Here is a 22,821-nt window from a genome sequence, read left to right as displayed (position 1 = left end):
TTTTTAACAGAATTGAGATTATGTTTTATGAATAATCGTCCCAACCATGCATTATCCATCCCTAACTTCGAAAGTTTCTTATTAATCCAGTTGTATTTTTTTGGAGTTGTTATATTTTTTATCTTATACTTTTTTTTCAAGTACTGGATCATTTTTAATTCATAATCTGCAACCCAGTTTATAAAATAAATAGTCATAATGAAGTTAGTTCCAGTACATACTGATAAATATTTTTATAATCCTTTGCGTTGTGTTCGCTCTTTAATACGCTCGGCCTTAATGCTTGCCATGTTCAATAAATTCCGTTCAAGAGATAATATTTTTCGTAAAGGCATCCCAAAATAAACCTTCATAAATCGCCATATATCTCTCTGCGTCAGGCCAATATTCATCGATGAAAAATATAGACCAATCAAATCTTTATCCCGCCAACGACGTGGGACTTTTTCCCGTATCTGCGCGCGATGCAGGTCTATTACCGAAATTTTTAATTCATCTTCCCGGCCAGTGAACGGTAAATGAAGCAAAAAGTGGCAGATATAACAATCACGATGATTTATTCCTGCTGCGTGCATTTTACGCACCATAGTTGCCACTCGTGTAATCAGCATACGCTTAACACATATATCAGGCGGATTAACTGTCCAATCTGCACAATAATCTTCAAGGCTAATCGTAGGAGTAAGATCTTCGGTAATAATAAATGATGTACGGGTTAATGGATTTAACCCTTTTTCACCAAACCCTATACCGTGCATCGTATCAACACCGACATCATGCAGTCGATGAATAGCGTGCCACTCTCTGTCTGCGCCTAAAACGGGCATACGCAATGAGAGCAGGTTTTTTATAATTTCTTTTAAGGTCGTACCTTTGTGCCATTTAAGGAAATAGCTTTTCCCAGCCAATTCAAAGCGTAATGTTCGACGTGTCTCTAGTTCGCGAAAGACTTCGCCATTCAGTTTTTTAACTTCTGTAAAAGCATCTTTACCACGCCAAAGTGTGGCAAGCGGCTCTTTTAATTCAACCATCTAAACCACCTGTAATAATATCTGCGGCTTTCTCTGGCAGGCTGTACAAATCCTGAGTATCTGCATAATGGCGAGCATTCTCCGCCCAGGCCATTCGTAGCGAATACTGTGTTAATGCTTTGCGTAAGATCGCATTTAATTCTTCCTGACGGAATGGTTCCGCGATAACCGCTCCACAATTAGCATCTGCAATATAATGCGCGTATCCACATACTGCGGTTGTCAAAACAGGTAATCCAGCGGTGATCGCCTCAAGGAGAACAATACCGGCAGCTTCCTGGTAAGCGGGATGCAGTAAGAGATCTGCCGCAGCCATTAATTCAGACACGTCATTCCTCCCGGAAAAGAAATGCACGTTGCTACGTACCCCAAGTTTTTCTGCCAGCACTTCAAATTTGCGTGGTTTATCCTGACCAACGACAAACAAAAGCGTATTGTGGCGTAATGATTCTGGTAACGATGCCAAAGCCTTAATTGAGCGATCCACACCTTTACGACCGAAATCTGACCCAACCTGTAGCAATAAGTTTTGTTGTTCGGTTATGCCATTTTTCTGACGATATATTTCACGACTGTTTGGGATTTGCTCGCTGTATTTCCTGTCCGGATAGATGCCGGGGGGAAGAATTTGAAAACGTTCTGGTTCAGTCTGGTAATGCTTCTGGAAATCGGCGATTTGCTTATCGGTCAGCATCATGAGTTTCGTCGATTTACCATGTTCGAAAGTCGCTCGCTCAAATGCGGCATAATGCCGATAGCGTGATGTTAAACGATAGAAAAAACCTTTTTCTTGCGCGACTTTCTCAGCGTAACAGACATCGGCGGCAAAATAGACATCCAGCCCAGGCATCTTATTAAACCCAACGACACGATCAGCAGGATGCGCTTTGAGATGATTTTGTACCCAGGCATAATATTCTGTATTACGTCCATGGTTAGTATGGGATTTAACCGGTACGCGAATAAGCTCAAATGCTTCCGGACAATCGCCTTCCCACGACTGTGTATATACCCGAACATGGTGGCCCCGTGCGGCAACTGTTGACGCAATACGCATAAAGTCACGCTGTAGACCACCAAATGGAAAATATTTATATAAACAAAACGCCACGATCATAATTATGCATTCCTGTTAGCTGAAGGAGCATCTTCTGGCAACAGCTTTTCCGTAGCGGCAATGACATCTTCCGCTGGAATAACAGAAAGATATTTTTTGTTGCGGTCAAGTTCGTGCCGGGTGGGCATTTGTTGATAATTACCCGCCCAGAACTGAATAATATTATCGGTCCATGGACGCCAGAATACATGATCAGTGGCCCCAAATAGGCTAATAACTGGCGTCTTCACCGCCGCCGCAATATGCCCTGGCGCAGAATCCACGCCAATAAAGAGTACGGCATGATCAATTAACGCACCCAGTTCAGGAAACCGTGTTTTACCTGCAAGGCCAGTGATAGGTTTTGTTTGGCAGCCTTGTGCTATTTCATCTACACAGGCGAGATCATCTGCCGAAGGCCCACAGGTCAGCACAACCTGATAACCACGCCGTTGCAAAGCATCGATAACCATAGAAAACTTATCATTATCCCAGCACTTAAATATCTGACGAGCTGTCGGTTGGATGACGACATAATGATCTTTCACGCCCAGAGCATCTAATTCCTGCCGCATTTTCTTCCAGCAATCATCGGCGTAACTCATTGTTGTGTCGGTGTAGAAATCGGTAATACCTAATGGCTCAAGAACCGATAAATTACGCTCAACAATATGTGTACCGTGTATTGGCGCTAAGTGTGTAAAGCTTTTTTTCCAAATACTATGCTGCCGATGACCATAAAGTTGCGATATTTTCATACGTGCCGGTAAACAACGCACCAGCAGTGCTACCATCCATTGATCCGTAAGATTAATGACCAGGTCATAATTATTCGCACGCAGAGTTTTTATCAACGAAAGCACATTTTTAATTTTATCGAATGTTCCCGCACCTTTATTGCTTATGCCATAGAGCGTATTAATTTCCGGGTTTTCAGACAAAATAGGAATTGTATCCTGATAAAGCAGCATATCGATTTTTGCATCGGGATAATTCTGCTTGAGCGTACTGATGACAGGAGTAGTTAATAACATATCTCCGTGATATCGCATCTTTATGACCAGGATATTTCGAAATGGCTTTTCCACTAGCGACTCTTTTGTATGATTGTCTGGTTAAGTTAAGCAGAAAAAAGCACGCTACCGCCCCAGGCTCAACAGCTACCTGAATACTGATAACGCACTTACTTTGGCGTGCTAGTGTATCATTTCTTTCGCAGCAATCCGACCCGAATGTTTTTCATACACAAAATGGTTTTTAATCATAAAAATCATGCAGATAAAAAACCACATGCAGATAATTCTGGTACGGACGATGCCTATATAGAGTTGCAAATTGGTTCGGGCTTCAATGAATCGCATAAAAATACAAAAAAAATGGAGATGTCGTGGTAGTTCAGACCAAACAGAAGCTATTTAAGTCAAAAACGGGAAAAGTAATGGTAAAGCCCCAGCTAAATACATAGAATCCCCAGCACATCCATAAGTCAGCTATTTATTATGCTCGAATTGCTTTACACCGCCCTTCTCTACCTTATTCAGCCGTTGATCTGGATACGGCTCTGGGTGCGCGGACGTAAGGCTCCGGCCTATCGAAAACGCTGGGGTGAACGTTACGGTTTTTACCGCCATCCGCTGAAACCAGGCGGCATTATGCTGCACTCCGTCTCCGTCGGTGAAACTCTGGCGGCGATCCCGTTGGTGCGCGCGCTGCGTCATCGCTACCCTGATTTGCCGATTACCGTTACAACCATGACGCCAACCGGTTCGGAGCGCGTACAATCAGCGTTTGGGAAGGATGTTCAACACGTTTATCTGCCTTACGATCTGCCCGATGCGCTCAACCGTTTCCTTAATAAAGTAGACCCTAAACTGGTGTTGATTATGGAAACCGAGTTGTGGCCAAACCTGATTGCGGCGCTACATAAACGTAAAATTCCGCTGGTCATCGCCAACGCGCGACTTTCTGCGCGCTCTGCGGCAGGTTACGCCAAACTGGGCAAATTCGTTCGTCGCTTACTGCGTCGTATTACGCTGATTGCCGCCCAAAATGAAGAAGATGGTGCACGTTTTGTGGCGCTGGGCGCAAAAAATAATCAGGTGACCGTTACCGGTAGCCTGAAATTCGATATTTCTGTAACACCACAACTGGCTGCTAAAGCAGTGACGCTGCGCCGCCAGTGGGCGCCACATCGCCCGGTATGGATTGCCACCAGTACTCATGATGGTGAAGAGAGCGTGGTAATTGCCGCGCATCAGGCGCTGTTAAAGCAGTTCCCTAATTTATTGCTCATTCTTGTTCCACGTCATCCGGAACGCTTCCCGGATGCGATTAACCTGGTCCGCCAGGCTGGACTAAGCTATATCACACGCTCTTCCGGAGAAATCCCTTCCGCCAGTACACAAGTGGTAGTTGGCGATACGATGGGCGAGCTGATGTTGCTATACGGCATTGCCGATCTCGCGTTTGTTGGCGGTTCACTGGTTGAACGAGGTGGGCATAACCCACTGGAGGCTGCTGCACACGCTATTCCGGTACTGATGGGGCCGCATACCTTTAACTTTAAAGACATTTGCGCACGGCTGGAGCAGGCAAGCGGGCTGATTACCGTCACTGATGCCGCGTCGCTGGCAAAAGAGATATCCTCTTTACTCACCGACGCCGATTACCGTAGTTTTTATGGCCGTCATGCCGTTGAAGTGCTGTATCAAAACCAGGGCGCGCTGCAGCGTCTGCTTCAACTGCTGGAACCTTACCTGCCACCGAAAACGCATTGAGGTTGTTATGCAAAAACGGGCGATTTATCCGGGTACTTTCGATCCCATTACCAATGGTCATATCGATATCGTGACGCGCGCCACGCAGATGTTCGATCACGTTATTCTGGCGATTGCCGCCAGCCCCAGTAAAAAACCGATGTTTACCCTGGAAGAGCGCGTGGTACTGGCACAGCAGGCAACCGCGCATCTGGGAAACGTGGAAGTGGTCGGGTTTAGTGATTTGATGGCAAACTTCGCGCGTAATCAACACGCTACGGTGCTGATTCGTGGTCTGCGTGCGGTGGCGGATTTTGAATATGAAATGCAGCTGGCGCATATGAATCGCCACTTAATGCCGGAACTGGAAAGTGTCTTTTTGATGCCTTCAAAAGAGTGGTCGTTTATCTCTTCATCGCTGGTCAAAGAGGTGGCTCGCCATCAGGGTGATGTCACCCATTTCCTGCCGGAGAATGTCCATCAGGCGCTGATGGCGAAGTTAGCGTAGCATTTATGCCGGATGGTATGCCATCCGGCGCGCATGAATTACTTCTGGCACCGCCTGCAATAAAACGTCGCCCGCTGCGCATGTTTAGTCGCCACAATCGGCGTACCGCACACCCGGCACGGCTCGCCTTTACGCCCGTAAACCTGCAATTCCTGAGCGAAATAACCCGGTTTACCGTCACTTTGTAGAAAATCTTTCAGCGTCGTGCCGCCCTGTTCAATAGAACGCAGTAGCACTGCCTTAGTCACTCGCACCAACAATTCACACTCAGCCAGCGACAGAGACGATGCCAGCCGATCAGGATGGATCCCCGCAGCAAACAGTGATTCGCTGGCGTAGATATTTCCCACACCCACCACCAGCTTGTTATCCATCAGCCAGGGTTTAATCGCCGTTTTTTTCTTCGCGCACTTCTGATGTAGGTATTCGCCATTGAAATCGTCGCTAAGCGGCTCCGGCCCAAGATGGGCCAGCACATTGTGCCCTTCCAGTTCTTTGGCCCACAGCCAGGCGCCAAAGCGGCGCGGATCGGTATAGCGCAGCACTTTGCCGTTGCTCATCACCAAATCAACATGGTCATGCTTTTCAGGGGGAAGTTCTTCTGGAAGGATGCGCAGGCTGCCAGACATACCCAGATGAATGATAATCCAGCCCTCTGGCAACTCCAGCAGCAGATATTTAGCCCGGCGCTGCACGCTAAGCACTGGTTGGTCGCTTAAACGGTAGATTTCTTCCGAAACCGGCCAGCGCAAGCGTCCATTGCGCACCACCGCATGAAGAATAGTTGCACCAACGAGATGCGGTTCTATCCCGCGACGGCTGGTTTCAACTTCGGGTAATTCAGGCATAGCATCTCCAGGAATGAACAGATGCAGTCAATATGGGGGCAAACAGATAACAAAAAACCCCGCCGGAGCGAGGTTTTTCGTTACATTAAAGCGAGAATTATTTAATTTTCGCTTCTTTGTAGATCACGTGCTGGCGAACAACTGGATCGAATTTTTTCAGTTCCAGTTTTTCCGGCTTAGTACGTTTGTTCTTCGTAGTGGTATAGAAGTGACCAGTACCAGCAGAAGAAACCAGCTTGATTTTCTCACGAATACCTTTAGCCATGATTTATTTCCTCTAAGTACTTAGTACTTTTCGCCACGGGCACGCAGTTCAGCCAGAACTGTATCGATGCCTTTTTTATCGATTACACGCATACCTTTAGCAGATACGCGCAGGGTGACAAAACGCTTCTCGCTCTCAACCCAGAAACGGTGAGAGTGCAGGTTCGGCAGGAAACGGCGTTTAGTCGCGTTCAGTGCGTGGGAACGGTTGTTACCGGTCACCGGACGCTTGCCAGTAACTTGGCAGACTCGGGACATGTCTATTCTCCAAAAATCAAATTAGCTCGAGCTTCGTATGGGGTATTGGCGCCTCGTCAGGCTTTACAGCCCGGTCATCGCAGTTCTATGTGAACTCTCGATTGCCAGGCCCAAATGCCAAACCCGAGATTCTCAAAGGTGGCGTAGTATACGCTGACTCGGCGATGTGCTCAAGTCCCGAACAGACAAAGATCCCGAAGGATCGCGCATAGCGGGTTAAATCCAGCCGCGTTCGGCAAAAGAAACATATTCTCCACGCCCAATCACGATATGGTCGAGCACGCGTAATTCCATGAACTGACAACTTTTTATTATCCGTTCGGTGATGAGTTTATCCGCTTTACTGGGTTCAGCACAACCCGAAGGGTGATTATGCGCAAGGATCAGCGCCGAGGCGTTTATTTTTATCGCTTCGCGGATAATTTCCCGAGGATGGACTTCAACATGGTTTAGCGTGCCGGAAAAAAGACGGCTATGCGTTATAACCCGGTGTTGTGAGTCGAGAAAGATCACCATAAAGATCTCCCGCTCTTCGCCCGTGAGCTGGCTTTGTAAAAATTCCCTCGTCATCTCCGGGCTGAGTAACGGGCTTTCTTCACGCATCCGCACGTTGTAGTAACGCCGCGCCAGTTCGGCAATCCCCTTTAACTGGGCAAATTTCGCCACGCCAATTCCATGAACCCCACTAAATTGTTCATATTCAGAGGTTAACAAGCCGTAAAGAGAGCCGAAATTCTCCAGCATCTCTTTTGCCAGGGTTAACACATCTTTACCGCGCGTTCCTGTACGCAGAAATAACGCCAGCAGCTCGACATCCGTTAACGCACCAATGCCAAACTTCAACATTTTTTCGCGTGGCATCAACAGCTGTGCATTGTTTTTCACCTTCACCTCCTTTGTGATGCTCGCATCCTGTCATAGCCGTTCCGTTAAATCGACGGCCAGTTTTCAATCCTGGAAAGCGCCTCGCAAAGTGATTCTCAGGTGAAGGCACGACAACAAAAGTATTGTGATAAAATCGCCAACTTCTGGTGTCACCCTACAGGAAAAATCATCATGAGCCTGGCCGGTAAAAAAATCGTTCTCGGCGTCAGCGGCGGTATTGCTGCCTATAAAACCCCTGAACTGGTGCGTCGTTTGCGCGATCGCGGGGCCGACGTCCGCGTAGCCATGACCGAAGCGGCAAAAGCCTTTATCACCCCACTTAGCTTGCAGGCGGTTTCTGGGTATCCCGTTTCCGACAGTCTGCTGGATCCGGCAGCCGAAGCGGCAATGGGCCACATTGAGCTGGGTAAATGGGCTGATTTAGTGATTCTTGCCCCAGCCACGGCGGATTTGATTGCCCGCGTTGCTGCCGGTATGGCGAATGATTTGGTATCGACGATTTGCCTTGCGACTCCTGCGCCTGTTGCCGTGCTGCCAGCGATGAACCAACAGATGTATCGTGCTGCTGCCACCCAGCATAATTTAGAGGTGCTTGCCTCGCGCGGTTTGCTGATCTGGGGGCCCGATAGCGGCAGCCAGGCCTGTGGTGATGTCGGCCCTGGGCGAATGCTCGATCCGTTAACCATTGTTGATATGGCGGTCGCCCATTTTTCGCCCGTCAACGACTTGAAACATCTGAACATTATGATTACCGCAGGCCCGACACGTGAACCGCTCGATCCGGTGCGTTATATCTCTAATCACAGCTCCGGCAAGATGGGATTCGCCATTGCCGCAGCCGCTGCACGTCGTGGCGCGAACGTCACGCTGATTTCTGGCCCGGTTTCACTACCGACGCCACCGTTTGTTAAACGTGTTGATGTGGTAACCGCACTGGAGATGGAAGCCGCCGTGAAGGCATCCGTGCAACAGCAAAATATCTTTATCGGTTGTGCCGCCGTCGCGGATTACCGTGCAGCCACCGTTGCCAGCGAAAAAATCAAAAAGCAGGCCACACCGGGTGATGAATTAACAATAAAAATGGTTAAAAACCCCGATATCGTCGCCGGTGTTGCCGCATTAAAAGACCATAGGCCTTATGTTGTTGGATTTGCCGCCGAAACAAATAATGTGGAAGAATACGCCCGGCAAAAACGTATCCGCAAAAACCTTGATCTGATCTGCGCTAACGATGTTTCCAGAAAAAATCAGGGATTTAATAGCGACAAAAACGCATTACACCTTTTCTGGCAGGATGGCGATAAAATCTTACCGCTTGAGCGAAAAGAGCTCCTTGGCCAATTATTACTCGACGAGATTGTGACCCGTTATGATGAAGAAAATCGACGTTAAGATTCTGGACCCGCGCGTTGGGAAGGAATTTCCACTCCCGACTTATGCCACTTCTGGTTCTGCCGGACTTGACCTGCGTGCCTGTCTCGACGACGCCGTAGAACTGGCACCGGGCGACACTACACTAGTGCCGACCGGACTGGCGATTCATATTGCCGACCCTTCACTGGCGGCGATGATGCTGCCGCGCTCCGGGCTGGGCCATAAGCACGGTATCGTGCTCGGTAACCTGGTGGGATTGATCGATTCCGACTATCAGGGTCAGCTGATGATCTCCGTGTGGAACCGTGGTCAGGACAGTTTCACCATTCAACCTGGCGAACGTATCGCGCAGATGATTTTTGTTCCGGTGGTACAGGCCGAATTTAATCTGGTGGAAGATTTTGACGCCACTGATCGGGGTGAAGGCGGCTTTGGTCACTCTGGTCGTCAGTAACGCATACGCATCCAAATAACGTCATAACATCGCCGCAAACATTTCGTTTGCGGTCATAGCGTGGGTGCCGCCTGGTAAGTGCTTATTTTCAGGGGTATTTTGTAACATGGCAGAAAAACAAACTGCGAAAAGGAACCGTCGCGAAGAAATACTTCAGTCTCTGGCGTTGATGTTGGAATCCAGCGATGGAAGCCAGCGTATCACGACGGCGAAACTGGCCGCCTCTGTCGGCGTTTCCGAAGCGGCTCTGTATCGCCACTTCCCCAGTAAAACCCGCATGTTCGATAGCCTGATTGAGTTTATCGAAGATAGCCTGATTACTCGTATTAACCTGATTCTGAAAGATGAAAAGGACACTACTGCGCGCCTGCGCCTGATTGTGTTGCTGCTTCTCGGTTTCGGCGAACGTAATCCAGGCCTGACCCGCATCCTCACTGGTCATGCGCTAATGTTCGAACAGGATCGCCTGCAAGGGCGCATCAACCAACTGTTCGAGCGTATCGAAGCGCAGCTGCGTCAGGTATTGCGTGAAAAGAGAATGCGTGAGGGTGAAGGTTACACCACCGATGAAACGTTGCTGGCAAGCCAACTTCTGGCGTTTTGCGAAGGTATGCTGTCTCGTTTTGTTCGTAGCGAGTTTAAATATCGCCCGACGGATGACTTTGACGCCCGCTGGCCGCTGATTGCCGCGCAGTTGCAGTAATATAACGCCGGATGACTTACCATCCGGCGTTTCTTATCAAACCCCGTACTCTTCGCGATAAGCCTTAACCGCCGCCAGATGCTCCGCCATTTCCGGCTTCTCTTCGAGGTAAGCAATCAGGTCTTTCAGAGTGAGGATAGAGATCACTTTGCAGTTGTAATCACGCTCAACTTCCTGAATCGCGGAAATTTCACCGCGACCACGTTCCTGACGATCGAGCGAAATCAACACGCCAGCAAGCGTAGCGCCATTGGCCTGAATAATTTCCATCGATTCGCGAATCGCCGTCCCGGCGGTGATCACATCATCCACCAGCATTACGCGCCCTTGTAACGCGCTACCGACCAGATTGCCGCCCTCACCGTGGTCTTTTGCTTCTTTGCGGTTAAAGCAGTATGGCAGGTCAAGGTCATGATGCTCCGCCAGCGCCACAGCGGTAGTGGTGGCAATCGGAATCCCTTTGTAAGCCGGGCCAAACAGCAGATCGAACTCAATGCCAGAATCCACCAACGCTTCAGCGTAAAAACGGCCTAACAGTGCCAGATCGCGCCCGGTATTAAACAGCCCGGCGTTGAAGAAATAGGGGCTTTTGCGCCCGGATTTCAGCGTAAACTCGCCAAACTTTAATACCTGTTTGCCAAGCGCAAATTCAATAAACTGGCGCTGATATGGTTTCATGCCTTCGCTCCTCATCTTACTTTTCTACAGACAAAAAAAAGGCGACTCATCAGTCGCCTTAAAAATCAGTTTGCCAGCGCCGCTTTCTGCGTCGCTACAATGGATTCGATTCCCCCTCGGGCCAACGCCAACAAGGTGAGGAGTTCTTCGTGAGTGAACGGCTCGCCTTCCGCCGTACCCTGAACCTCAATGATGCGCCCATCTTCGGTCATCACTACGTTCATATCCGTTTCTGCGGCAGAGTCTTCGACGTATTCCAGATCGCAAATCGCTTCGCCGTTAACGATACCCACCGAAACCGCTGCCACCATGCCTTTCATCGGATTGGTTTTCAGTTTGCCATTCTCAACCAGCTTATTCAGTGCATCTGCCAGCGCCACGCAGGCACCAGTGATTGAAGCAGTGCGCGTGCCGCCATCGGCCTGAAGTACGTCGCAATCCAGCGTAATGGTGAACTCACCCAACGCTTTCAAATCAACCGCCGCACGCAATGCACGGGCAATCAGACGCTGGATTTCCATCGTGCGTCCGCCCTGCTTACCTTTCGCCGCTTCACGAGCGTTACGAGTGTGGGTAGAGCGCGGCAGCATACCGTATTCTGCGGTGATCCAGCCTTGCCCCTGACCTTTCAGGAAACGAGGCACGCCTTCTTCAATAGAGGCGGTACACAACACTTTGGTATCGCCAAATTCGACCAGCACCGAGCCTTCTGCATGTTTTGTATAGTTACGAGTCAGGGTAACGGGGCGCACCTGATTATTGCTACGGCCTGCTGGACGCATATTGAAATCTCCGGCTTGAAACAAATGTGGCTGCGCATTATACGGACTTCCGGCGGTTATTCCTATCCTGACAAGGCATCGATGGCTATAATCCTTCCACCTCTCCTTTTATAAACAGGAACGTCTATGATCCGCAGTATGACCGCCTACGCCCGGCGTGAAATCAAGGGTGAATGGGGGAGCGCAACCTGGGAAATGCGCTCGGTAAACCAGCGTTATCTGGAAACTTACTTTCGTCTGCCGGAGCAGTTCCGTAGCCTGGAACCTGTCGTTCGCGAGCGTATTCGTTCTCGCCTGACGCGCGGTAAAGTGGAATGTACCCTGCGCTATGAGCCAGATGTCAGCGCACAAGGAGAACTGATTCTCAACGAAAAACTGGCTAAACAGCTGGTAACTGCTGCGAACTGGGTAAAAATGCAGAGCGACGAAGGGGAAATAAACCCGGTTGATATTCTGCGCTGGCCGGGCGTAATGGCAGCCCAGGAACAGGATCTCGACGCTATTGCCGCTGAAATTCTTGCTGCTCTTGATGGTACGCTGGACGACTTTATCGTCGCGCGCGAAACCGAAGGTCAGGCGCTGAAAGCGTTGATCGAGCAGCGTCTGGAAGGCGTCACCACCGAAGTAGCTAAAGTGCGCGCCCATATGCCGGAAATTCTGCAATGGCAGCGTGAACGTCTGGTCGCGAAGCTGGAAGATGCTCAGGTTCAGCTGGAGAACAATCGTCTGGAGCAAGAGCTGGTGCTGCTGGCGCAACGAATTGATGTTGCCGAAGAACTGGATCGCCTCGAAGCGCATGTCAAAGAGACCTACAACATTCTCAAGAAAAAAGAAGCCGTTGGTCGTCGTCTGGACTTTATGATGCAAGAGTTCAACCGCGAGTCGAACACTCTTGCTTCGAAATCTATCAATGCCGAAGTGACGAACTCCGCGATTGAGTTGAAGGTGTTGATTGAGCAGATGCGCGAACAGATCCAGAATATCGAGTAAGCGACATCGCATTGTAGGCCATTGTTAATTTCAGCGGCTCTACATACATCTACCTAAAAAACGTCAAAAATCCCATACTTTTTCTAATGCATTTTTCTTAACACAACATCAGAAAAATGCATTAGCTTTGCAGAAAGCACCTATTTCACATAACTATAAATTATCAATCCAAACTCACCTTAAAAAATCTCAATCGTGACGATGCACACAAATCGCTACCCTGCCAGACAGATTTTTAGGGAGAGAACCATGCTGTTACACATTTTGTATTTGGTTGGTATTACCGCCGAAGCCATGACGGGGGCGCTGGCGGCTGGGCGACGCCGAATGGATACATTTGGCGTAATTATCATTGCGACCGCCACCGCAATCGGTGGTGGCTCAGTGCGGGATATTCTTTTAGGCCACTATCCGCTCGGTTGGGTCAAGCATCCGGAATATGTGATTATTGTTGCCACAGCCGCCGTACTGACCACTATTGTTGCCCCGGTGATGCCTTATCTGCGCAAAGTCTTTCTGGTGCTTGATGCGCTCGGGCTGGTAGTTTTTTCTATTATTGGTGCACAAGTCGCGCTGGATATGGGGCACGGTCCGATCATTGCCGTTGTCGCAGCGGTGACGACCGGCGTGTTTGGCGGCGTTTTGCGAGACATGTTCTGTAAACGCATCCCGCTGGTCTTTCAGAAAGAGCTGTATGCTGGGGTTTCATTTGCCTCCGCCGTACTCTATATCGCGTTGCAACACTACGTCTCTAACCATGATGTGGTGATTATTTCCACTCTGGTGTTTGGCTTTTTCGCTCGCTTGCTGGCGCTACGTCTTAAGCTGGGTTTACCCGTCTTTTACTACAGCCACGAAGGTCACTAAGGCACAAAACCTGTGACCTGCTGGGCAGCCAGCCAGTTGCCCAGCATCTTGATTTGCCCATTATCTTTCCATTCAATAACCTGGCTGGCACGACGAGGTCCTGTCTCTGGCAGTTGCCGCCAATGCTGTTCGCTTCTCTGCAAAACTTGCTCCCAGGTGCTGGAATCGCTGGCGTTAAGCGCCGCCTGGGTTAAGGGTATTCCCATTGCCATCACCCAGCGGGTAAAAGGCTGCTTACGTGCCAGATTAAACTGATGCCATAACTGCTCGCTTTTGCTTTTCGCTATCCCCGGCGTGTTCTGCAATTGCTCTGGCGTTAACTGAAGCCAGGAAAAGATATGCTCAAGGTGATGAGTCTGATGCAGCGCACGCCAGCCAGCTTCACCAATGCCGTCCAGCCCCAAAACCTGTTTTGACCCCAGCCAGACTAGCCGTGAAATGAATTGCTCCTGACAAACATCAGAAGCAAAGTAGCAGGTCAACGAATTAAAGCGGTTTTCTGGCGGCATTGGTTTAGTACGTTCCGTTCCGCGCCAGACCACATCGTCAATGCGTGGAATACCCTGACCGGCAAGACTAACGAGAATTTGATCGCCAGGCGCAATATCCCATTCCTGCCAGCGCCTGACGGAACCAATATTCACCCGCTGAACTTTTTTATCATCCAGCATGACAGGCGCGAGTGACGCCACCACCGATATTTTGCCGCTCTTACCCACCGCAAACTGAATCGCATTCACTTCGGCAACCTGTGCCACGGGTTGATATTTCCACGCCACCAACCAATTCGCCTGACCCGGTAGCCAATGGATGGATTCGGGTTCTTTCGCCGCTCGTACAACGACACCATCGGTAACAAAGGGTAACGCTGTTTTCCACCACTCATTACGTATCCGCTCAACCTCATCAGCATTTTTGACTGCGCGAGTGTACATCTGCGTCAGACTAAACCCTGCGGTTGCAAGCTGTTGCAATCGCTCGGTCATTAACTGCGGTCCATCCGGCCACGCCCAGATAAACACGCCAAGTGAATTTAGCGCGTCAGTATTGTTCTGCCGCATCATCATGCCCGCGACTTTCGAGCGCGCATTCATTCCCCCCATTTGTTGTTGGATATGCCCCTCACGCTGGAGAAATATTTCGCCCTGCAGCGTACTGTTGGCTAAAGGTCCGCTGACGGATTGTGGTACAGAAGGAATCGAGCGAACTTTCTGCGTCCAGTCTTCGCCCTTCAGGCCATTACCACGACTGATCGCTTTAATCAGTTTTCCCTCACGGTAGACCAGAGTTACCGCAACACCATCAACTTTTGGTTGCACCCAAAGATCGCTGCGTTCACGCATCCACAGTCTTAACGCATTTTTATCCGCCATTTTACGTACGCCCGTATGCGCAACCGGATGGATAACCGTGCCGTTTAAAAGCGGCATCATGGCGTCACGATGCGTCTCTTCACCAAAACAACGTTGCCACTGCGTAAGACGGGCACTTATCTGATCGTAAACACTGTCTTCCACATCACTTTTTCCTACTCTCCAGTAATCATCGTCCCACTGTTTTATTTGTTGTTGCAGGCGGGAAATTTCTTCATGCGCTCTGGCGGGCGACCAGGCTGGGCAGACCGCCTGCGCCGATGATTGCCAGCACAAAATCCCCATTAATACCGCTATCCATACTTTCATCATCACCTCCGCTGTAGTCAGGCGGGCAGGTATACAACGTGGTGAATGTAAATCCGAGTGGCAAAAACGAAGTGTGCGAGGACGCTTCCAGAGAATCGTTCTGATTGCAGTAAATGACAGGGAATTGCGGAAACAGCTACGCAAAACGCAACAACTTTGCGCAAAAAGTATGAGCGAGGGCTACGTCACGTGACCGCGCCGTGTATAATAAGCTCGTATGTAGGCTTTATTTCGCTAATCACATACGAAAGATACTCATGGCTCAAGGCACGCTTTATATTGTTTCTGCCCCCAGTGGCGCGGGTAAATCCAGCCTGATTCAGGCTTTATTAAAAACCCAACCGTTGTATGACACCCAGGTTTCTGTTTCACACACCACGCGCGCACCGCGTCCAGGTGAAGTACACGGTGAGCATTACTTCTTTGTTAATCATGATGAATTTAAAGAGATGATTAGCAGAGATGCATTCCTTGAGCACGCGGAAGTGTTCGGTAATTACTATGGCACTTCGCGCGAAGCCATTGAGCAAGTACTGGCAAGTGGCGTAGATGTTTTTCTGGATATCGACTGGCAGGGCGCGCAACAAATTCGCCAGAAGATGCCACATGCGCGTAGTATCTTTATTTTACCGCCGTCCAAAATCGAGCTGGATCGCCGTCTACGCGGTCGCGGTCAGGACAGCGAAGAGGTCATTGCAAAGCGTATGGCGCAAGCAGTTGCAGAAATGAGCCATTACGCCGAATATGATTATTTGATTGTGAATGATGATTTTGACACCGCACTGGGTGATCTGAAGACCATTATTCGCGCCGAACGCTTGCGCATGAGTCGCCAAAAGCAACGTCATGACGCTTTAATCAGCAAATTGTTGGCAGACTGAACCTTCTTTCAGTATCATGCCCAGTCATTTCTTCACCTGTGGAGCTTTTTAAGTATGGCACGCGTAACTGTTCAGGACGCTGTAGAGAAAATTGGTAACCGTTTTGACCTGGTACTGGTCGCCGCGCGTCGCGCTCGTCAGATGCAGGTAGGCGGAAAGGATCCGCTAGTACCGGAAGAAAACGATAAAACCACAGTAATCGCGCTGCGCGAAATCGAAGAAGGTCTGATCAACAACCAGATCCTCGACGTTCGCGAACGCCAGGAACAGCAAGAGCAGGAAGCCGCTGAAATTCAAGCCGTTACCGCTATTGCTGAAGGTCGTCGTTAATCACAAAGCGGGTCGCCCTTGTATCTGTTTGAAAGCCTGAATCAACTGATTCAAAACTACCTGCCAGAAGACCAAATTAAGCGTCTGCGGCAGGCGTATCTCGTTGCACGTGATGCTCACGAGGGGCAAACACGTTCAAGCGGTGAACCCTATATCACGCACCCGGTAGCGGTTGCCTGCATTCTGGCCGAGATGAAACTCGACTATGAAACGCTAATGGCGGCGCTACTTCATGACGTGATTGAAGATACTCCCGCCACCTACCAGGACATGGAACAGCTTTTTGGCAAAAGCGTCGCCGAGCTGGTAGAGGGGGTGTCGAAACTTGATAAACTCAAGTTCCGCGATAAGAAAGAGGCGCAGGCCGAAAACTTTCGCAAGATGATTATGGCCATGGTGCAGGATATCCGCGTCATCCTCATCAAACTCGCAGACCGTACCCACAACATGCGCACGCTGGGCTCACTTCGCCCGGACAAACGTCGCCGCATCGCCCGTGAAACTCTCGAAATATACAGCCCGCTGGCACACCGTTTAGGTATCCACCACATTAAAACCGAACTCGAAGAGTTGGGTTTTGAGGCGCTGTATCCCAACCGTTACCGCGTGATTAAAGAAGTGGTGAAAGCCGCGCGCGGTAACCGTAAAGAGATGATCCAAAAAATCCTCTCAGAAATCGAAGGGCGCTTGCAGGAAGCGGGAATACCGTGCCGCGTCAGTGGTCGCGAGAAACATCTTTATTCGATTTACTGCAAAATGGTGCTCAAAGAGCAGCGTTTTCACTCAATCATGGATATCTACGCCTTCCGCGTGATCGTCAATGATTCCGATACCTGTTATCGCGTGCTCGGCCAGATGCACAGCCTGTATAAGCCGCGTCCAGGTCGCGTGAAAGACTATATCGCCATTCCAAAAGCGAACGGCTATCAGTCTTTGCACACCTCGATGATTGGCCCCCACGGCGTGCCGGTTGAAGTCCAGATCCGTACCGAAGATATGGATCAAATGGCGGAGATGGGTGTTGCCGCACACTGGGCTTATAAAGAGCACGGCGAGACCAGCACCACTGCGCAAATCCGCGCCCAGCGTTGGATGCAGAGCCTGCTGGAGCTTCAACAGAGCGCCGGTAGCTCATTTGAATTTATCGAGAGCGTTAAATCCGATCTCTTCCCGGATGAGATTTACGTTTTCACACCGGAAGGGCGCATTGTCGAACTGCCTGCCGGTGCCACGCCTGTCGATTTCGCGTACGCGGTGCATACCGATATCGGTCATGCCTGCGTGGGTGCGCGAGTTGATCGCCAGCCTTACCCGCTGTCGCAGCCACTCTCCAGCGGACAAACCGTTGAAATCATTACCGCGCCGGGCGCTCGCCCGAATGCCGCCTGGCTGAACTTTGTCGTCAGCTCGAAAGCACGCGCCAAAATCCGCCAGTTGCTGAAAAACCTCAAGCGTGATGATTCCGTTAGCCTGGGGCGTCGCCTGCTCAACCACGCGTTGGGTGGCAGCCGTAAGCTGAATGAAATCCCGCAGGAAAATATTCAGCGCGAACTGGATCGCATGAAACTGGCGACACTTGACGATTTGCTGGCAGAAATCGGTCTTGGCAATGCAATGAGCGTAGTGGTAGCGAAGAATCTCCAGCAGGGAGACGGTTCCATTCCACCAGCAACCCAAAGCCACGGGCATCTACCGATTAAAGGCGCTGATGGCGTGTTGATCACTTTTGCGAAATGCTGCCGCCCTATTCCCGGCGACCCGATCATCGCCCACGTTAGCCCCGGTAAAGGTCTGGTGATCCACCATGAGTCCTGCCGTAACATCCGTGGCTACCAGAAAGAGCCAGAGAAGTTTATGGCTGTAGAATGGGATAAAGAAACGGCGCAGGAGTTCATTACTGAAATCAAGGTGGAAATGTTCAACCATCAGGGTGCGCTGGCAAACCTGACTGCGGCGATCAACACAACCAATTCCAATATTCAAAGTTTGAATACGGAAGAGAAAGATGGTCGCGTCTATAGTGCCTTTATTCGCCTGACCGCCCGGGATCGCGTACATCTGGCAAATATCATGCGCAAAATCCGTGTGATGCCAGACGTGATTAAAGTCACCCGAAACAGAAATTAATGTTTTATGAACCCAACACGTTATGCACGCATCTGTGAAATGCTCGCCAGGCGGCAGCCTGACCTGACCGTCTGCATGGAACAGGTTCACAAACCCCATAACGTTTCTGCGATTATTCGTACCGCAGATGCCGTTGGCGTACATGAAGTTCATGCCGTCTGGCCTGGCAGCCGGATGCGCACTATGGCTTCGGCTGCGGCTGGCAGCAACAGTTGGGTACAGGTGAAAACGCACCGCACCATTGGCGATGCCGTCGCCCATCTGAAAGGCCAGGGAATGCAGATTCTGGCTACACATCTTTCTGATAACGCCGTCGATTTTCGCGAAATTGATTACACCCGCCCGACCTGTATTTTGATGGGTCAGGAGAAAACGGGCATCACGCAGGAAGCGTTAGCACTGGCGGATCAGGACATCATTATCCCGATGATCGGCATGGTGCAGTCGCTGAACGTCTCCGTCGCATCGGCACTCATTCTTTACGAAGCCCAACGTCAGCGGCAAAACGCAGGCATGTACCTTCGTGAAAACAGCATGTTACCGGAATCAGAACAACAACGCCTGCTGTTTGAAGGCGGCTATCCGGTGCTGGCGAAAGTCGCAAAACGCAAAGGCCTGCCTTACCCCCACGTCAATCAGCAAGGCGAGATCGAAGCTGATGCCGACTGGTGGGCCACCATGCAGGCTGCAGGGTAAGTGCGATGAAAGGTCGCCTGTTAGATGCTGTCCCGCTCAGTTCCCTAACGGGCGTTGGCGCGGCACAAAGTAACAAGCTGGCGAAAATCAACCTGCATACCGTGCAGGATTTACTCTTACACCTTCCCCTGCGCTACGAAGATCGCACCCATCTTTATCCCATTGGCGAGCTGCTACCCGGCGTTTATGCCACGGTTGAAGGCGAAGTGCTGAACTGTAATATCTCCTTCGGCGGTCGACGGATGATGACCTGCCAGATTAGCGACGGTTCCGGCATTCTCACCATGCGCTTTTTCAACTTCAGCGCGGCGATGAAAAATAGCCTGGCGACGGGACGACGTGTGCTGGCCTACGGCGAAGCAAAGCGCGGCAAATATGGCGCGGAGATGATCCATCCGGAATATCGCGTACAGGGTGATCTCAGTACTCCGGAGCTACAGGAAACGCTCACGCCGGTTTACCCAACGACTGAAGGCGTTAAACAGGCAACGCTACGTAAATTAACCGACCAGGCGCTGGATCTGCTGGATACCTGCGCTATTGAAGAACTGTTGCCGCCGGAACTGTCACAGGGGATGATGACGCTGCCGGAAGCCTTGAGAACTCTGCATCGCCCGCCGCCGACGCTGCAACTTAGCGATCTGGAAAGCGGGCAGCATCCGGCACAACGTCGTCTGATTCTGGAAGAACTGCTGGCGCACAACCTCAGTATGTTGGCGTTACGCGCTGGAGCACAACGTTTTCATGCCCAACCGCTTAGCGCCAATGACTCGCTGAAAAATAAACTCCTTGCCGCCTTACCGTTCAAACCAACGGGTGCTCAGGCACGTGTGGTGGCGGAAATCGAGCGCGATATGGCGCTCGATGTTCCGATGATGCGTCTGGTGCAAGGCGATGTAGGTTCCGGTAAAACGCTGGTTGCTGCCCTTGCCGCGCTGCGTGCAATTGCTCACGGGAAACAGGTGGCGCTGATGGCACCAACCGAGTTGCTCGCCGAACAGCACGCCAATAACTTTCGCAACTGGTTTGAGCCGCTCGGTATCGAAGTGGGCTGGCTCGCCGGTAAACAGAAAGGTAAAGCACGACTGGCTCAGCAAGAAGCCATCGCCAGCGGTCAGGTGCAGATGATTGTTGGTACGCACGCCATCTTCCAGGAACAGGTGCAATTTAACGGTCTGGCGCTGGTGATTATCGACGAACAGCATCGTTTTGGTGTGCATCAACGCCTGGCGTTATGGGAGAAAGGCCAGCAGCAAGGGTTCCATCCGCATCAGTTAATCATGACCGCCACGCCGATCCCCCGCACGCTGGCAATGACCGCCTATGCCGATCTCGATACCTCGGTCATTGATGAACTGCCGCCAGGGCGTACCCCGGTGACGACAGTGGCAATCCCGGATACGCGTCGTAACGACATCATTGACCGCGTGCGTCACGCCTGCATGACTGAAGGTCGTCAGGCGTACTGGGTTTGTACATTGATTGAAGAATCGGAATTACTGGAAGCGCAGGCAGCCGAAGCCACGTGGGAAGAGTTGAAACTGGCGCTACCAGAGTTGAACGTTGGCCTGGTACACGGGCGGATGAAACCTGCCGAGAAGCAGGCGGTGATGGCATCGTTTAAACAAGGTGAGCTACACCTGCTGGTTGCCACTACCGTTATTGAAGTCGGTGTTGATGTGCCTAACGCCAGTCTGATGATTATCGAAAACCCGGAGCGTCTGGGTCTGGCGCAGTTACACCAGCTTCGCGGGCGCGTGGGACGTGGCGCGGTGGCTTCTCACTGCGTGCTGCTCTACAAAACGCCACTCTCCAAAACGGCGCAAATTCGCCTGCAAGTGCTGCGTGACAGCAGCGACGGATTTGTGATTGCACAGAAAGATTTAGAGATTCGCGGTCCTGGCGAACTGTTAGGTACGCGTCAGACGGGTAATGCCGAATTTAAAGTGGCAGATTTACTGCGCGATCAGGCCATGATCCCGGAAGTTCAGCGCCTGGCACGGCATATTCATGAACGTTACCCACAACAGGCAAAAGCCCTGATAGAACGCTGGATGCCGGAGACGGAACGCTACTCGAACGCATAAAGACGGCGGAGAGAAGACTGCCGTTTAGATTGATCTACCTTCCTGCCGGATGCGGCGTGAACGCCTTATCCGGCCTACAAAAAACTCACAAAATCAATAAATTGAGAATTATTACGTAGGCCAGATAAGCGAAGCGTATCAGGCATTTGTCTTTGTTGCGGCGGCACTTATACCGCCGCTTCATCGGTTACCCCGCAAAAATCGGCAACATCAAATACAGCTTAATCACCAGCGCGTTAACGATATCGATAAAGAACGCACCGACCATCGGCACCACCAGGAAGGCCATGTGCGACGGGCCAAAGCGTTCGGTAATCGCCTGCATGTTGGCAATTGCCGTGGGCGTTGCACCAAGGCCAAAACCACAGTGACCCGCAGCCAGCACCGCCGCATCGTAGTTTTTGCCCATCATGCGCCAGGTGACAAAGATGGCGTACAACGCCATGAAGATGGTCTGTGCGACCAGAATCGCCAGCATCGGCAGCGCCAGCGAAGCCAGCTCCCAAAGTTTCAGCCCCATCAACGCCATCGCCAGGAACAACGACAGACTTACGTTACCCAACACCGATACCGCACGCTCAAAGACGCGGTAAAAGCCCATCATTGACAGACCGTTACTCAGAATCACACCCACAAACAGCACGCAAACGAAGGTTGGCAATTCAAAAGCTGTGCCAGCCAAAAGTTGCGCAACAATTTTCCCCACAGTCAGACAGATAGCAATCAGCGCGATGGTTTCAATCAGCACCAGCGAGGTGATCATGCGCCCAACGTCCGGCTTTTCAAACGCCGTTGGGACTTCCTGGTCATCCGGAATACCGTTTGGCGTGGTGGAGTGCTTCACCAGATACCGCGCCACCGGCCCCCCAATCAAGCCGCCCAACACCAGACCAAACGTTGCACAAGCCATCGCCACTTCCGTCGCGTTGGTGAAGCCATAACGTTCAATGAACAATTTACTCCACGCAGCACCTGTACCGTGGCCGCCGGAAAGCGTAATAGAACCGGCCAGCAGCCCCATCAGCGGATCAAGCCCTAACAGGCTAGCCATCCCAATGCCGATGGCATTTTGCATCACCAGTAAGCCAACAACCACGATGAGGAAAATCCCCACCACACGCCCACCGGCACGCAGGCTGGCAATATTGGCATTCAGACCAATGGTTGCGAAGAATGCCAGCATCAACGGATCGCGCAGGGACATATCAAAATTAACTTCCCAGCCCATACTTTTTTTCAGCACCAGCAGCGCCAGTGCCACCAGCAACCCTCCGGCAACCGGTTCAGGTATAGTGTATTTCTTCAGAAAGGAGACGGAATGGACCAACTTGCGCCCGAGCAGCAACGTCAGGGTTGCTGCAACAAGCGTTGCTAAAGTATCGAGATGAAACATAGTTACTCCTTTGTGTCCGCACCACTCTTTCACACTCGTCATACTTCATCGCGCATGTGCATTAGGGCGAAATATGACGAGTATCGAGTCATGCTATCCCGGTTCGAATTCTCAGCTGAAAATAAAAAAAT

The 22,821-nt window shown here is 50.8% G+C and carries 23 protein-coding genes and 1 pseudogene; 12 read left to right on the top strand and 12 right to left on the bottom strand.

All coding sequences use genetic code 11. The features are described 5' to 3' along the window. The 4 genes and pseudogenes from A7098_RS14150 to rfaQ all read right to left on the bottom strand — a co-directional run. Positions 1–197 (bottom strand): annotated as a pseudogene (locus A7098_RS14150) (lipopolysaccharide biosynthesis protein); the annotation flags it as partial. Between the two features lie 36 nt (positions 198–233). Continuing rightward, positions 234–1,031 (bottom strand): lipopolysaccharide core heptose(I) kinase RfaP, encoded by a 798-nt coding sequence (gene rfaP / locus A7098_RS14145; protein ID WP_000229845.1) that lies wholly within the window; start codon positions 1,029–1,031, stop codon positions 234–236. After that, entirely contained in the window at positions 1,024–2,148 is a 1,125-nt protein-coding gene (gene rfaG / locus A7098_RS14140) for a lipopolysaccharide glucosyltransferase I (RefSeq protein WP_000634282.1), read from the bottom strand. The genes rfaP and rfaG overlap by 8 nt, the downstream gene beginning before the upstream one ends. Positions 2,149–2,150: 2 nt before the next feature. After that, complete coding sequence (gene rfaQ, locus A7098_RS14135) at positions 2,151–3,215, bottom strand: lipopolysaccharide core heptosyltransferase RfaQ (RefSeq protein WP_071995211.1); 1,065 nt, start codon at positions 3,213–3,215, stop codon at positions 2,151–2,153. 411 nt (positions 3,216–3,626) lie between these two features. Between rfaQ and waaA the strand changes: the two genes are divergently transcribed. Both waaA and coaD read left to right on the top strand, forming a co-directional pair. Continuing rightward, the gene (gene waaA / locus A7098_RS14130; RefSeq protein ID WP_000891554.1) at positions 3,627–4,904 is read left to right on the top strand and encodes a lipid IV(A) 3-deoxy-D-manno-octulosonic acid transferase; all 1,278 of its coding nucleotides are present in this window, start codon (positions 3,627–3,629) and stop codon (positions 4,902–4,904) included. Positions 4,905–4,911: 7 nt separating this feature from the next. Beyond that, positions 4,912–5,391, top strand: a complete 480-nt coding sequence (coaD, locus tag A7098_RS14125; protein ID WP_001171876.1) for a pantetheine-phosphate adenylyltransferase — start codon at positions 4,912–4,914, stop codon at positions 5,389–5,391. A gap of 38 nt (positions 5,392–5,429) precedes the next feature. Here coaD and mutM read toward each other — a convergent pair whose 3' ends face one another. From mutM to radC, 4 genes are all read right to left on the bottom strand, one after another. Next, positions 5,430–6,239: a bifunctional DNA-formamidopyrimidine glycosylase/DNA-(apurinic or apyrimidinic site) lyase gene (gene mutM, locus A7098_RS14120; protein ID WP_105280972.1), complete on the bottom strand. Its 810-nt coding sequence runs from the start codon at positions 6,237–6,239 to the stop codon at positions 5,430–5,432. A gap of 97 nt (positions 6,240–6,336) precedes the next feature. Beyond that, complete coding sequence (gene rpmG / locus A7098_RS14115; protein ID WP_001051798.1) at positions 6,337–6,504, bottom strand: 50S ribosomal protein L33; 168 nt, start codon at positions 6,502–6,504, stop codon at positions 6,337–6,339. 20 nt (positions 6,505–6,524) lie between these two features. Then, on the bottom strand, positions 6,525–6,761 hold the full coding sequence (rpmB, locus tag A7098_RS14110; protein WP_000091955.1) for a 50S ribosomal protein L28: 237 nt from the start codon (positions 6,759–6,761) through the stop codon (positions 6,525–6,527). 216 nt (positions 6,762–6,977) lie between these two features. Next, complete coding sequence (radC, locus tag A7098_RS14105; protein ID WP_010344500.1) at positions 6,978–7,646, bottom strand: DNA repair protein RadC; 669 nt, start codon at positions 7,644–7,646, stop codon at positions 6,978–6,980. Between the two features lie 171 nt (positions 7,647–7,817). On the opposite strand from radC, the gene coaBC reads away from it, so the two are divergent. From coaBC to slmA, 3 genes are all read left to right on the top strand, one after another. Further along, positions 7,818–9,038: a bifunctional phosphopantothenoylcysteine decarboxylase/phosphopantothenate--cysteine ligase CoaBC gene (gene coaBC, locus A7098_RS14100; RefSeq protein WP_105280971.1), complete on the top strand. Its 1,221-nt coding sequence runs from the start codon at positions 7,818–7,820 to the stop codon at positions 9,036–9,038. Further along, positions 9,016–9,474 (top strand): dUTP diphosphatase, encoded by a 459-nt coding sequence (dut, locus tag A7098_RS14095; protein WP_000976070.1) that lies wholly within the window; start codon positions 9,016–9,018, stop codon positions 9,472–9,474. Before coaBC ends, dut begins: the two co-directional genes overlap by 23 nt. Positions 9,475–9,580: 106 nt before the next feature. Next, positions 9,581–10,177, top strand: a complete 597-nt coding sequence (slmA, locus tag A7098_RS14090; protein ID WP_000818603.1) for a nucleoid occlusion factor SlmA — start codon at positions 9,581–9,583, stop codon at positions 10,175–10,177. A gap of 36 nt (positions 10,178–10,213) precedes the next feature. On the opposite strand, the gene pyrE is transcribed toward slmA, so the two are convergent. Both pyrE and rph read right to left on the bottom strand, forming a co-directional pair. Then, a complete protein-coding gene (gene pyrE, locus A7098_RS14085; protein ID WP_105280970.1) occupies positions 10,214–10,855 on the bottom strand; it encodes an orotate phosphoribosyltransferase in 642 nt (213 codons plus the stop codon). Between the two features lie 65 nt (positions 10,856–10,920). Beyond that, positions 10,921–11,637 (bottom strand): ribonuclease PH, encoded by a 717-nt coding sequence (gene rph, locus A7098_RS14080; RefSeq protein ID WP_001247086.1) that lies wholly within the window; start codon positions 11,635–11,637, stop codon positions 10,921–10,923. A 126-nt stretch (positions 11,638–11,763) separates the two neighbouring features. Here rph and A7098_RS14070 point away from each other — a divergent pair, with 126 nt between their 5' ends. After that, entirely contained in the window at positions 11,764–12,627 is an 864-nt protein-coding gene (locus A7098_RS14070) for a YicC/YloC family endoribonuclease (protein ID WP_105280969.1), read from the top strand. Between the two features lie 249 nt (positions 12,628–12,876). Continuing rightward, positions 12,877–13,494, top strand: a complete 618-nt coding sequence (locus A7098_RS14065; protein ID WP_000924289.1) for a trimeric intracellular cation channel family protein — start codon at positions 12,877–12,879, stop codon at positions 13,492–13,494. On the opposite strand, the gene ligB is transcribed toward A7098_RS14065, so the two are convergent. Then, positions 13,491–15,176: an NAD-dependent DNA ligase LigB gene (gene ligB / locus A7098_RS14060; protein ID WP_105280968.1), complete on the bottom strand. Its 1,686-nt coding sequence runs from the start codon at positions 15,174–15,176 to the stop codon at positions 13,491–13,493. The genes A7098_RS14065 and ligB overlap by 4 nt on opposite strands. A 257-nt stretch (positions 15,177–15,433) precedes the next feature. Here ligB and gmk point away from each other — a divergent pair, with 257 nt between their 5' ends. The 5 genes from gmk to recG are packed head-to-tail and all read left to right on the top strand — an operon-like array spanning position 15,434 to position 21,297. Then, complete coding sequence (gene gmk / locus A7098_RS14050; protein WP_010344504.1) at positions 15,434–16,057, top strand: guanylate kinase; 624 nt, start codon at positions 15,434–15,436, stop codon at positions 16,055–16,057. Between the two features lie 54 nt (positions 16,058–16,111). Then, complete coding sequence (rpoZ, locus tag A7098_RS14045; RefSeq protein ID WP_000135057.1) at positions 16,112–16,387, top strand: DNA-directed RNA polymerase subunit omega; 276 nt, start codon at positions 16,112–16,114, stop codon at positions 16,385–16,387. 18 nt (positions 16,388–16,405) lie between these two features. Beyond that, positions 16,406–18,514 carry a bifunctional GTP diphosphokinase/guanosine-3',5'-bis pyrophosphate 3'-pyrophosphohydrolase gene (spoT, locus tag A7098_RS14040; RefSeq protein ID WP_000280472.1) on the top strand — a complete coding sequence of 703 codons (2,109 nt, stop codon included), beginning with the start codon at positions 16,406–16,408 and terminating at the stop codon, positions 18,512–18,514. A 6-nt stretch (positions 18,515–18,520) separates the two neighbouring features. Beyond that, a complete protein-coding gene (trmH, locus tag A7098_RS14035) occupies positions 18,521–19,210 on the top strand; it encodes a tRNA (guanosine(18)-2'-O)-methyltransferase TrmH (RefSeq protein ID WP_001070182.1) in 690 nt (229 codons plus the stop codon). Positions 19,211–19,215: 5 nt separating this feature from the next. Further along, positions 19,216–21,297: an ATP-dependent DNA helicase RecG gene (recG, locus tag A7098_RS14030; protein ID WP_032226836.1), complete on the top strand. Its 2,082-nt coding sequence runs from the start codon at positions 19,216–19,218 to the stop codon at positions 21,295–21,297. Between the two features lie 187 nt (positions 21,298–21,484). Here recG and gltS read toward each other — a convergent pair whose 3' ends face one another. Further along, positions 21,485–22,690: a sodium/glutamate symporter gene (gene gltS, locus A7098_RS14025; RefSeq protein ID WP_000468835.1), complete on the bottom strand. Its 1,206-nt coding sequence runs from the start codon at positions 22,688–22,690 to the stop codon at positions 21,485–21,487. Between the last annotated feature and the right edge of the window lie 131 nt (positions 22,691–22,821).

Origin of the sequence: Escherichia sp. MOD1-EC7011, from assembly GCF_002965005.1 — a bacterium.
Taxonomy (GTDB): Bacteria; Pseudomonadota; Gammaproteobacteria; order Enterobacterales; family Enterobacteriaceae; genus Escherichia; species Escherichia ruysiae.
Note: the sequence above shows the minus strand (reverse complement) of the source record. Positions and strands in the feature narration are given on the sequence as shown.

Bases quoted from the DNA above. Each gene is read 5' to 3' on its own strand.
- A7098_RS14070 (WP_105280969.1), top strand. From the start codon at position 11,764: ATGATCCGCAGTATGACCGCCTACGCCCGGCGTGAAATCAAGGGTGAA.
- coaD (WP_001171876.1), top strand. From the start codon at position 4,912: ATGCAAAAACGGGCGATTTATCCGGGTACTTTCGATCCCATTACCAAT.
- rpoZ (WP_000135057.1), top strand. From the start codon at position 16,112: ATGGCACGCGTAACTGTTCAGGACGCTGTAGAGAAAATTGGTAACCGT.
- rpmB (WP_000091955.1), bottom strand. From the start codon at position 6,761: ATGTCCCGAGTCTGCCAAGTTACTGGCAAGCGTCCGGTGACCGGTAAC.
- waaA (WP_000891554.1), top strand. From the start codon at position 3,627: ATGCTCGAATTGCTTTACACCGCCCTTCTCTACCTTATTCAGCCGTTG.
- mutM (WP_105280972.1), bottom strand. From the start codon at position 6,239: ATGCCTGAATTACCCGAAGTTGAAACCAGCCGTCGCGGGATAGAACCG.
- trmH (WP_001070182.1), top strand. From the start codon at position 18,521: ATGAACCCAACACGTTATGCACGCATCTGTGAAATGCTCGCCAGGCGG.
- rfaP (WP_000229845.1), bottom strand. From the start codon at position 1,031: ATGGTTGAATTAAAAGAGCCGCTTGCCACACTTTGGCGTGGTAAAGAT.
- dut (WP_000976070.1), top strand. From the start codon at position 9,016: ATGATGAAGAAAATCGACGTTAAGATTCTGGACCCGCGCGTTGGGAAG.
- coaBC (WP_105280971.1), top strand. From the start codon at position 7,818: ATGAGCCTGGCCGGTAAAAAAATCGTTCTCGGCGTCAGCGGCGGTATT.
- ligB (WP_105280968.1), bottom strand. From the start codon at position 15,176: ATGAAAGTATGGATAGCGGTATTAATGGGGATTTTGTGCTGGCAATCA.
- recG (WP_032226836.1), top strand. From the start codon at position 19,216: ATGAAAGGTCGCCTGTTAGATGCTGTCCCGCTCAGTTCCCTAACGGGC.
- gltS (WP_000468835.1), bottom strand. From the start codon at position 22,690: ATGTTTCATCTCGATACTTTAGCAACGCTTGTTGCAGCAACCCTGACG.
- rph (WP_001247086.1), bottom strand. From the start codon at position 11,637: ATGCGTCCAGCAGGCCGTAGCAATAATCAGGTGCGCCCCGTTACCCTG.
- A7098_RS14065 (WP_000924289.1), top strand. From the start codon at position 12,877: ATGCTGTTACACATTTTGTATTTGGTTGGTATTACCGCCGAAGCCATG.
- gmk (WP_010344504.1), top strand. From the start codon at position 15,434: ATGGCTCAAGGCACGCTTTATATTGTTTCTGCCCCCAGTGGCGCGGGT.
- pyrE (WP_105280970.1), bottom strand. From the start codon at position 10,855: ATGAAACCATATCAGCGCCAGTTTATTGAATTTGCGCTTGGCAAACAG.
- rfaG (WP_000634282.1), bottom strand. From the start codon at position 2,148: ATGATCGTGGCGTTTTGTTTATATAAATATTTTCCATTTGGTGGTCTA.
- rpmG (WP_001051798.1), bottom strand. From the start codon at position 6,504: ATGGCTAAAGGTATTCGTGAGAAAATCAAGCTGGTTTCTTCTGCTGGT.
- slmA (WP_000818603.1), top strand. From the start codon at position 9,581: ATGGCAGAAAAACAAACTGCGAAAAGGAACCGTCGCGAAGAAATACTT.